Here is a 9,321-nt window from a genome sequence, read left to right on the forward strand (position 1 = left end):
GTTTACGCCGGGGTAGCTCAATTGGTAGAGCAACTGACTTGTAATCAGTAGGTTGGGGGTTCAAGTCCTCTCGCCGGCACCAGAGTCATGGAATTTGCATAATATGTGGAGGGGTAGCGAAGTGGCTAAACGCGGCGGACTGTAAATCCGCTCCCTCCGGGTTCGGCGGTTCGAATCCGTCCCCCTCCACCATTTTATAGGGGTATAGTTTAAAGGTAGAACGAAGGTCTCCAAAACCTTTGGTGTGGGTTCAATTCCTACTACCCCTGCCAATTATATAGTGGCGATTGTGGCGAAGTGGTTAACGCACCTGATTGTGGTTCAGGCATTCGTGGGTTCGATTCCCATCAGTCGCCCCATAGTATAAAAATTATTAATTTAAAAACGTTGGGCTATAGCCAAGCGGTAAGGCATCGCACTTTGACTGCGACATGCGTTGGTTCAAATCCAGCTAGCCCAGCCAATTTGCGGAAGTAGTTCAGTGGTAGAACACCACCTTGCCAAGGTGGGGGTCGCGGGTTCGAATCCCGTCTTCCGCTCCAATATATATGGCGGCATAGCCAAGTGGTAAGGCAGAGGTCTGCAAAACCTTTACCACCGGTTCGAATCCGGTTGCCGCCTCCATAATATTTGCTAAGTATGGATTAGAACAGGTAATTAGATTTCGCCGGGGTGGCGGAACTGGCAGACGCACAGGACTTAAAATCCTGCGGTAGGTGACTACCGTACCGGTTCGATTCCGGTCCTCGGCATTGCTTTACCTAAACATTTTAATACGCGCCGGTGTGGCGGAATTGGCAGACGCGCACGACTCAAAATCGTGTTCCGTGAGGAGTATCGGTTCGACCCCGATCACCGGTATCAATTTGTTAAAAAAAGTTGCTCATAATTTTATGGGCAACTTTTTTTTGACTAAATTTTGTTTCGCAGCTTTCTACTAGAATGTGTGTTTCATTAATTCGCTCATAGAAACACGAAATCTGCCCACAAAAGGTCGGAATTCGCCCAATAATACCAAAAATTCGCTCATAAATCTTAAAAATTCGCCCTTGAAGGGAAACTCATTAAATCACACATTAAAGTGTATATAATAAAGTGTAAATTTACATAAAATATCAATGAAACATCAATTTTCTATGAATTCCTTATCAAAACAGACTTTTATTCTTTTTTTAATGAATTCCGCAAAAAGTTTCTCTTTAAAAGCAATTTCGACAATATTTGCATTTTTCCCTTGACTATAGTAAAAATAGTGTGTAATATAATAAAGGTCAGTTGCTGAATTATCAATTTATAAAGTGCGGGTGTAGTTTACTGGTAAAACCTCAGCCTTCCAAGCTGATGTAGTGGGTTCGATTCCCATCACCCGCTCCATACATATTAACTAACGCAGTTTATCGTTACATAGGAGAACGATGAATTGCGTTTTTTCTATGTAAAGAAAAAGATGCCCTACGGACACCTAACGATTTGAAAGAAGGCTTCTCCTCCATGTATTTGGGTAAACATGCTCATTAAAGACTCTGTTAGTCTCTTCGCATTTTCAACATCTGTTGATGGTCTCAAATATATAATTTGCAGGGCATTTTTAGTAGCAAAAGTTACTGGTGCTCTATCAGAATCGACGAAGGGACTTCCGAAGGGTCCCAGATTATCTGAAGATACAATTAGATGATTCAAAGAATTGATTCGACCATTCAAGTCAGTATATTCCTCTCCCTCCATTCCTAATCGAATGCTTATAGATCCATTCAAGTTATTCAGGTCGTAAATTCCAATAGGTACTTGATATTGTAAAGAGAAAAAATTATTAATATCAATTGCACTTTGCACAGATGAAAGGTAATTTTGTTTTTGTACTCTTCTGTACAAAGCTTCGACTGAAGGACGATACCGATTCGGGTCTTTACCATATTTCTTAAAAATTGAACGCCACTCCTGAATGCCAGCGAGTTCAGGAACATTTTTATTTTCTAAATCAAAATAAATAGATTCTTGGAAAAGCTGAAGTCTTCCTCTAATCATCTGCGGAGATTCACTGACAGTAATATCTTTATATTCAATTATCCCTACTTTAAAGTTAGGAATGTGTTTGATTATTTCCTGTGAGAGTTTAATTTCCAACCATTCCACCTCCAAATTTCAATGAAAATAGTTTATCATAAATAGATGAGCAACTAATAATTTTACTATCCAATCTTATAATAACTATCTTCTAGGAAAGGAGGGGATCCAATGAATGTCCAAAAGTTAAAAGAAGAACTAATTACTTATAGTAAAGAAATTGGAATCGATAAAATAGGTTTCACGACAGCTGACACGTTCACTGAATTAAAAAATCGACTCATAAGGCAGCAAGAACTTAAATACCAGTCAGGATTTGAAGAACCAGATATAGAAAAACGGGTGACCCCTTCCTTATTACTAGAGGAGCCCCGTTCAATCATTTCTATTGCGATTGCTTACCCCTCCAAAATGAATAACCGTGTCGAGAGCAAAAAGGGGGAGAGGAGAGGCATTTTCAGCAGAGCCTCATGGGGTCTTGATTATCATCATGTGTTAAACGATAAACTAAAAAAATTAGAGGAGTTTCTCACCACAAAAATGCCGGATGCCAGATTAAAATCGATGGTCGATACGGGCGAACTCTCTGATCGAGCCGTAGCGGAACGGGCTGGAATCGGTTGGAGCGGGAAAAATTGCTCTATTATTACGCCAGAGTTTGGCTCATATGTTTATTTGGGAGAAATGATAACAAGTATACCTTTTGAACCAGATAAACCAATGGAAGATCAATGCGGGTCTTGCACAAAGTGTTTGGATGCTTGTCCAACTGGGGCTCTGGTTCAAGGTGGCCAAATTAATGCACAGCGCTGTATTTCTTTTTTAACACAGACAAAAACATTTATTCCAGACGAGTTTAGGGATAAGATTGGGAATCGGATTTATGGTTGTGATTCTTGCCAAACCGCCTGTCCGGTTAACAAGGGGAAGAACTTTCATTTTCATGAAGAACTTGAACCGGACGCTGAAGTAGCGAAACCTTTATTAAAGCCGATTCTAAAATTAAGCAATCGGGAATTTAAAACTAAATTAGGCTACGTATCTGGTGCTTGGAGAGGGAAAAAGCCAATTCAGCGGAATGCGATTATTGCGCTTGCCCATTTTAAGGATGAAACAGCAATTCCAGATTTAGTTGATGTTCTAGAAAATGAGGGAAGTCCAGTTTCAAGAGGCACAGCAGCATGGGCACTTGGGAAAATTGGCGGTGAGACGGCTTATGCTGCCTTAAAAAAGGCCCAGAAACATGAAATAGATCTTGATGTCCAAATTGAAATAGAAAAAGGCTTACGCTTTTATAGATAAAATGGGCGAACTCACCTGGTTCGCCTATTTTTTTGATATAAACCCTTTCTTCTCTCATATGTATGAAAGAAAGGGGTGGTGAATATGCTTCATTTATTACAAGAGTTATTTGAAAAGAGAGTAAATCAATTTGTTTTTGATAAAAGAACACATAAAGTATTTTTTCCAAAGGCTGATCAGAAGCAGAGTACGTTAGAAAAAAGGTCGGCAGAAATTGTAAAAGTAAAAACCTCAGGCAAAATAATAGAAAGGAATACAGAGGATGAATTTCAAACGGTAAAATATCTTGCTCATTATCAATATTTAATAAAGCAAAAAGCCTTTATTTATATGGAAGAAGAGGTTGAAGAGAGATTAGCTAAGTTTTATAAAGGGGCCTTAGTGATGGATGAGGAAATCAACCCTTATGCCCCCCAAGAAACTTATCAGCTGCCGATTGAACTTGTTTTAGAGGATAAGGATGAACGATTGAGCTATCAGTATAATCGCTTAAAGGCAGTTCAATATGCGGAACGATGGTGGAATAGCTACAATCCTGCTTACAAAAAATTTGAAGTAGATTGCACCAACTTCATCTCACAATGCCTCCATACTGGCGGGGCACCTATGAGAGGGTATCCGAATCGTGGAGCAGGCTGGTGGCTCCAGAATAATAATTGGAGCTATAGCTGGGCAGTGGCGAACTCGTTAAAAATTTACTTGAATAATTCGAAAAGTGGTTTACGAGCAAGGGAAGTCAGCAGCCCTGACCAATTGTTATTAGGAGATGTTATTTGCTACGATTTTGAAGGGGACGGACGGTTTAATCATAATACAATCGTTACTGGTAAGGATGCCTACGGAATGCCATTAGTGAATGCCCATACGTATAATAGTCGAATGAGGTATTGGGCATATGAGGATTCATCTGCCTATACACCTAAAATAAAATACAAGTTTTTTTCAATTATCGATTAAAGATGCTTAATTATTGAAAGGATATATCATAATGGTATAATGGCATGTAGAGTTTTTACCCGAGGTGAATTCCATGTCAATTAATGTTGTCTTATATCAACCGCAGATCCCTTCAAATACGGGAAACATTGCTAGAACATGTGCAGGAACAGACACAAATCTCCATTTAATCCGTCCATTAGGTTTTTCTACGGATGACAAAATGTTAAAAAGAGCAGGCTTAGATTATTGGCAATACGTTAATATCGTCTATTATGATTCTCTTGATGAATTTTATGAAAAGAATGCAGGCGGTGAATTTTTCTATATTACTAAATTTGGCCAAAAGCCTTTTAGCAGTTTTGACTATAGTAATTCCAGCAAAGATTATTATTTTATCTTTGGACGAGAAACGACCGGACTGCCGAAAGAGGTCATTGAAAAAAATAAGGAAGTTAGCTTGCGGATTCCTATGAATGAAAATATTCGTTCCCTAAATCTGTCCAATACAGCCGCCGTTCTAATCTATGAAGCGCTGCGACAACAAAACTATGCGCATTTAAAATAATCTGAGGGGGTCCCAAGGGGCCTCTTTTTGATTAAAAGAAAGGAAGTTTGTCATGAATGAAGTAATCGAAACGATATTAAACCATCGCTCTCTTCGTCATTTTGAGGACAAGCCACTAACAGCAGAACAAATTAAAACAATTGTTACTTGTGCTCAATCTGCATCTACATCCAGTTTTATACAGGCCTATTCCATTATTGGCGTTAAGGATAAAGAGAAGAAGAAAAAATTAGCCGAGATTGCAGGGAATCAGGAATATGTTGAAAAAAACGGCCACTTTTTTATCTTTTGTGCGGATTTATATCGCCATATTACTATTGGGGAGAATGAACACATAAATGTTTCTCCTTCGATTGAAAGTACGGAAAAGTTTATGGTAGCTCTAATTGATGCCTCTTTAGCAGCACAAAACGCAGCGATTGCCGCAGAATCAATGGGGTTAGGAATTTGCTACATAGGTGGAATTCGCAATAATCTAGATGAAGTGAAAAAGATTTTAAAAACACCAGAGCGGGTAATTCCATTGTTTGGTCTAGCAATTGGGGTTCCAACCAAATTAACGGAAAAAAAACCGAGGTTGCCGTATGATCATATTTATCATGAAGATGAATATGAACAAGACAAGGAAGTTTACCTTAGTCAGCTTCAAAATTATGATAACTTGATTTCTAGCTACTATGAAGAGCGGACAGGTGGGAAAAGAAAAGACCGCTGGACGGAACAAATGGCAATAATGCTTGATAGGAAGAGTAGAATGTATATGAAGGAATTTATTCAAAAAAATAAACTGGATCTCAAATAAAAAAAGCTGCGATTAAGCAGCTTTTTTTATTTGGTTGAACCTGGTTTGTCGTTATAACCTGATGTGAAGATTGCCGCTAGAAACGCAACAAATACCAAACAAACGATGAAAGTGTTCATATTTATGTAATCCCCTTTCGTCATACATTTTTCATTTATTCTCACATATAGTTTTATTATAGCCTATCTGATAAAAATGAAAAGAGGAAGATTCTTTTTATTGAAATAAAAAAGATAGACGCTAACTCGCAATGGTTACGCATGTTCAAAAGCTTATCAGCATAGAGTATATTAAATCGTCTCTGATTAACCTACGGGGGAGGGCCTTATGGATATTCTAAAAAAAATCGAGATGTATCGCGAAGAAGAAGAAAAGCTACGTTGGGAAGGGTCATTCGCAGATTACTTACAATTGTTGAAAGAGAAGCCATGGGTTGCACAGTCGGCACATTCACGAGTTTATAATATGCTTAAGGATGCAGGAATTACGGAAGAAAAAGGGACGAAGAAGTATGAATTTTTTAGCAATCAATTATTTGGGTTAGAGGAATCGCTTGAGAGGCTTGTTGAAGAATACTTCCATCCGGCTGCAAAAAGACTGGATGTAAGGAAACGTATTTTATTGTTAATGGGTCCTGTGAGCGGCGGGAAATCCACTCTTGTAACCATGTTAAAAAGGGGACTTGAAGCATACTCGCTCACTGATCGAGGCTCTGTATTTGCGATTAAAGGATGCCCGATGCATGAGGATCCGCTGCATTTAATCCCACATCATTTGCGGAAGGATTTCTTTGATGAATATGGCATCCGCATTGAAGGTAATCTTTCCCCGCTGAACATGATGCGTCTAGAACAAGAGTATGGCGGACGAATTGAAGATGTATTGGTTGAAAGAATCTTTTTCTCTGAAGATAAACGAACAGGGATTGGTACATTCAGCCCATCCGACCCAAAATCACAGGATATTGCTGATTTAACGGGTAGTATTGATTTTTCAACGATTGCGGAATTTGGTTCCGAATCAGATCCTCGTGCCTATCGTTTTGATGGTGAACTTAATAAAGCTAACCGCGGGATGATGGAGTTCCAGGAAATGTTAAAGTGTGATGAGAAATTCTTATGGCATTTGCTGTCTCTAACCCAAGAGGGGAATTTCAAAGCCGGACGCTTTGCCTTAATTAGTGCAGATGAGTTGATTGTGGCTCACACAAACGAAACGGAGTACCGATCTTTTATCTCCAATAAGAAGAATGAAGCACTCCATTCTAGGATCATTGTCATGCCAATCCCTTATAACTTAAAGGTGTCACAAGAAGAAAGAATTTATGAAAAGATGATCAATGAAAGTGATGTTTCTGATGTTCATATTGCACCGCATACGTTAAAGGTTGCTGCAATGTTTACCATTCTTACACGCTTGAAGGAACCGAAAAAAGGTGATATTGATTTACTTAAGAAAATGCGCCTTTACGATGGTGAAAATGTGGAAGGTTTTAATACAGCGGATGTGGATGAACTTAAGAAGGAATATCCTGATGAAGGTATGAGTGGTATAGACCCTCGATACGTGATTAACCGAATTTCTTCTACAATCATTCGAAAAGAAATACCATCAATTAATGCACTAGATGTATTAAGATCATTAAAAGATGGGCTTGATCAACACCCGTCCATCACTGCTGAGTTACGGGAGCGTTATATGAATTATATCTCATTAGCTCGCAAAGAGTATGATAATATTGCCAAGAAGGAAGTCCAAAAGGCTTTTGTGTATTCGTACGAAGAATCCGCGAAAACATTAATGGATAATTATCTTGATAATGTTGAGGCCTACTGCAATAAATCAAAATTACGTGACCCACTCACTGGTGAGGAAATCAATCCAGATGAGAAGCTTATGCGCTCTATTGAAGAACAAATTGGTATCTCCGAAAATGCGAAAAAGGCATTCAGGGAGGAAGTCCTCATTCGGATTTCTGCTTTTGCGAGAAAAGGGAAACGATTTGACTATAATTCTCATGATCGTCTTCGTGAAGCCATTCAAAAGAAATTGTTTGCTGATCTAAAGGACGTAGTGAAAATTACCACTTCTTCAAAAACACCTGATGAACAGCAATTAAAGAAAATAAATAACGTAGTTGCAAGATTAGTGGATGAACATGGTTATAATACAACGTCAGCTAATGAATTATTGCGTTATGTAGGAAGTCTATTAAATAGATAGGCTGGATTTAAAATAGCAGGGACTGGCAGAAGGAAATCTGTCAGTCTATTTTTTTCCTTATTCGAATATAAAAAAATAAGCTTGTTGGTCCCATTTTGCTAATTTGTCCAATTTCTTAGGCGAATGCACAATTGTCGAAATAATTTGTAAATTATTCTTTAATTCTGCATAGGATAAAGTAATCCATATTTATCTTAATTTCTTTACTCCGTTATAATATGTATTTGATTAAAATTTGTGCATTTTGGAACCTATTAAATTAATAAGGAGGGGTTTACATTGTCAACTAACAACCATCAATTTGTCATTTCAAGAGAAGATTGGTCCCTCCACCGTAAAGGCCACGATGACCAGCAGAGGCATCAGGAAAAAGTCCAGGAGGCAATTCGCAACAATCTTCCAGACTTAATTACAGAAGAAAGCATAATCATGTCTAATGGTCGAGATGTAGTAAAAATTCCAATTCGTTCATTGGACGAATATAAAATTCGTTATAATTATGACAAAAACAAACACGTGGGCCAAGGTGATGGTGACAGTCAAGTAGGGGATGTAGTAGCACGTGATGGATCCAGCGGACAAAAGGGACCCGGAAAAGGCCAAGGAGCTGGAGACCAAGCAGGAGAAGATTATTTTGAGGCGGAAGTATCATTAATGGAGTTGGAGGAAGCATTATTTAAGCAACTAGAGCTTCCAAATTTAAAAAGAAAAGAAGAACAAGAACATTTAGTTGAAAACATTGAATTCAATGATATTCGCAAAACAGGGTTGATGGGGAATATTGATAAGAAACGGACGATGATGTCAGCTTTTAAACGGAATGCGATGACTGGAAAGCCTGCCTTCCACCCTATTTACAAGGATGATTTAAAATTTAAGACTTGGAATGAAGTCATTAAACCAGATTCTAAAGCAGTTGTTATTGCAATGATGGATACGAGTGGTTCAATGGGGATCTGGGAAAAGTATATGGCTCGCAGCTTTTTCTTCTGGATGACTCGTTTTTTAAGAACCAAATATGAAACAGTAGAAATTGAATTTATTGCCCATCATACCGAAGCTAAAGTTGTTTCAGAGGAAGATTTCTTTTCCAAGGGTGAAAGTGGTGGAACCATTTGTTCATCCGCATACCGCAAAGCACTCGAAATCATTGATGCCAAATATAATCCACGAAAATTCAACATCTATCCATTCCACTTTTCAGACGGTGACAATCTCACTTCGGATAATGCCCGTTGTGTAAAGCTTGTTGAAGAATTAATGAAAGTATCTAATATGTTTGGATATGGTGAAGTAAATCAATATAATCGTCATTCAACCTTAATGTCCGCCTATAAAAACATTAAAGATGATCAATTCCGCTACTATATTCTTAAACAAAAAGCAGATGTATTTCATGCCATGAAAAGCTTTTTCCAAGCTGAAG

General features: G+C 38.3%; 7 protein-coding genes and 10 tRNA genes. 16 read left to right on the forward strand and 1 reads right to left on the reverse strand.

Annotation, left to right across the window (positions count from 1 at the left end):
• Positions 1–6: 6 nt before the first annotated feature.
• From ACJ004_RS29770 to ACJ004_RS29815, 10 genes are all read left to right on the forward strand, one after another.
• Positions 7–82 (forward strand) — tRNA-Thr (locus ACJ004_RS29770).
• Positions 83–107: 25 nt separating this feature from the next.
• Positions 108–192: transfer RNA gene (locus tag ACJ004_RS29775), tRNA-Tyr, on the forward strand.
• A gap of 6 nt (positions 193–198) precedes the next feature.
• Positions 199–272: transfer RNA gene (locus ACJ004_RS29780), tRNA-Trp, on the forward strand.
• Positions 273–283: 11 nt separating this feature from the next.
• Positions 284–359, forward strand: a tRNA-His gene (locus ACJ004_RS29785).
• Positions 360–388: 29 nt separating this feature from the next.
• A tRNA-Gln gene (locus ACJ004_RS29790) sits at positions 389–463 on the forward strand.
• Positions 464–467: 4 nt separating this feature from the next.
• A tRNA-Gly gene (locus tag ACJ004_RS29795) sits at positions 468–542 on the forward strand.
• An 8-nt stretch (positions 543–550) separates the two neighbouring features.
• A tRNA-Cys gene (locus ACJ004_RS29800) sits at positions 551–624 on the forward strand.
• Between the two features lie 42 nt (positions 625–666).
• Positions 667–752 (forward strand) — tRNA-Leu (locus ACJ004_RS29805).
• Between the two features lie 27 nt (positions 753–779).
• Positions 780–861 (forward strand) — tRNA-Leu (locus ACJ004_RS29810).
• A gap of 439 nt (positions 862–1,300) precedes the next feature.
• Positions 1,301–1,374: transfer RNA gene (locus ACJ004_RS29815), tRNA-Gly, on the forward strand.
• A 78-nt stretch (positions 1,375–1,452) separates the two neighbouring features.
• Here the strand turns inward: ACJ004_RS29815 and ACJ004_RS29820 are convergent.
• Positions 1,453–2,124 carry a B3/B4 domain-containing protein gene (locus ACJ004_RS29820; RefSeq protein WP_410896693.1) on the reverse strand — a complete coding sequence of 224 codons (672 nt, stop codon included), beginning with the start codon at positions 2,122–2,124 and terminating at the stop codon, positions 1,453–1,455.
• 111 nt (positions 2,125–2,235) lie between these two features.
• Between ACJ004_RS29820 and queG the strand changes: the two genes are divergently transcribed.
• From queG to yhbH, 6 genes are all read left to right on the forward strand, one after another.
• On the forward strand, positions 2,236–3,366 hold the full coding sequence (gene queG, locus ACJ004_RS29825) for a tRNA epoxyqueuosine(34) reductase QueG (RefSeq protein ID WP_410896694.1): 1,131 nt from the start codon (positions 2,236–2,238) through the stop codon (positions 3,364–3,366).
• Between the two features lie 84 nt (positions 3,367–3,450).
• Positions 3,451–4,323 (forward strand): amidase domain-containing protein, encoded by an 873-nt coding sequence (locus ACJ004_RS29830; protein WP_410896695.1) that lies wholly within the window; start codon positions 3,451–3,453, stop codon positions 4,321–4,323.
• Between the two features lie 73 nt (positions 4,324–4,396).
• Positions 4,397–4,870 carry a tRNA (uridine(34)/cytosine(34)/5-carboxymethylaminomethyluridine(34)-2'-O)-methyltransferase TrmL gene (trmL, locus tag ACJ004_RS29835; RefSeq protein ID WP_410896696.1) on the forward strand — a complete coding sequence of 158 codons (474 nt, stop codon included), beginning with the start codon at positions 4,397–4,399 and terminating at the stop codon, positions 4,868–4,870.
• 52 nt (positions 4,871–4,922) lie between these two features.
• Positions 4,923–5,672, forward strand: coding sequence for an oxygen-insensitive NADPH nitroreductase (gene nfsA / locus ACJ004_RS29840; protein ID WP_410896697.1), 750 nt, complete (start codon positions 4,923–4,925; stop codon positions 5,670–5,672).
• 327 nt (positions 5,673–5,999) lie between these two features.
• Complete coding sequence (locus tag ACJ004_RS29845) at positions 6,000–7,895, forward strand: PrkA family serine protein kinase (protein WP_410896698.1); 1,896 nt, start codon at positions 6,000–6,002, stop codon at positions 7,893–7,895.
• Positions 7,896–8,174: 279 nt separating this feature from the next.
• Positions 8,175–9,321: sporulation protein YhbH (gene yhbH, locus ACJ004_RS29850; RefSeq protein WP_410896699.1), on the forward strand; the 1,147-nt coding region annotated here is incomplete at its 3' end.

It is taken from the genome of Neobacillus sp. 204 (genome assembly GCF_046562815.1).
Classification (GTDB): domain Bacteria; phylum Bacillota; class Bacilli; order Bacillales; family Cytobacillaceae; genus Neobacillus.

Bases quoted from the DNA above. Each gene is read 5' to 3' on its own strand.
- queG (WP_410896694.1), top strand. From the start codon at position 2,236: ATGAATGTCCAAAAGTTAAAAGAAGAACTAATTACTTATAGTAAAGAA.
- ACJ004_RS29830 (WP_410896695.1), top strand. From the start codon at position 3,451: ATGCTTCATTTATTACAAGAGTTATTTGAAAAGAGAGTAAATCAATTT.
- trmL (WP_410896696.1), top strand. From the start codon at position 4,397: ATGTCAATTAATGTTGTCTTATATCAACCGCAGATCCCTTCAAATACG.
- nfsA (WP_410896697.1), top strand. From the start codon at position 4,923: ATGAATGAAGTAATCGAAACGATATTAAACCATCGCTCTCTTCGTCAT.
- ACJ004_RS29845 (WP_410896698.1), top strand. From the start codon at position 6,000: ATGGATATTCTAAAAAAAATCGAGATGTATCGCGAAGAAGAAGAAAAG.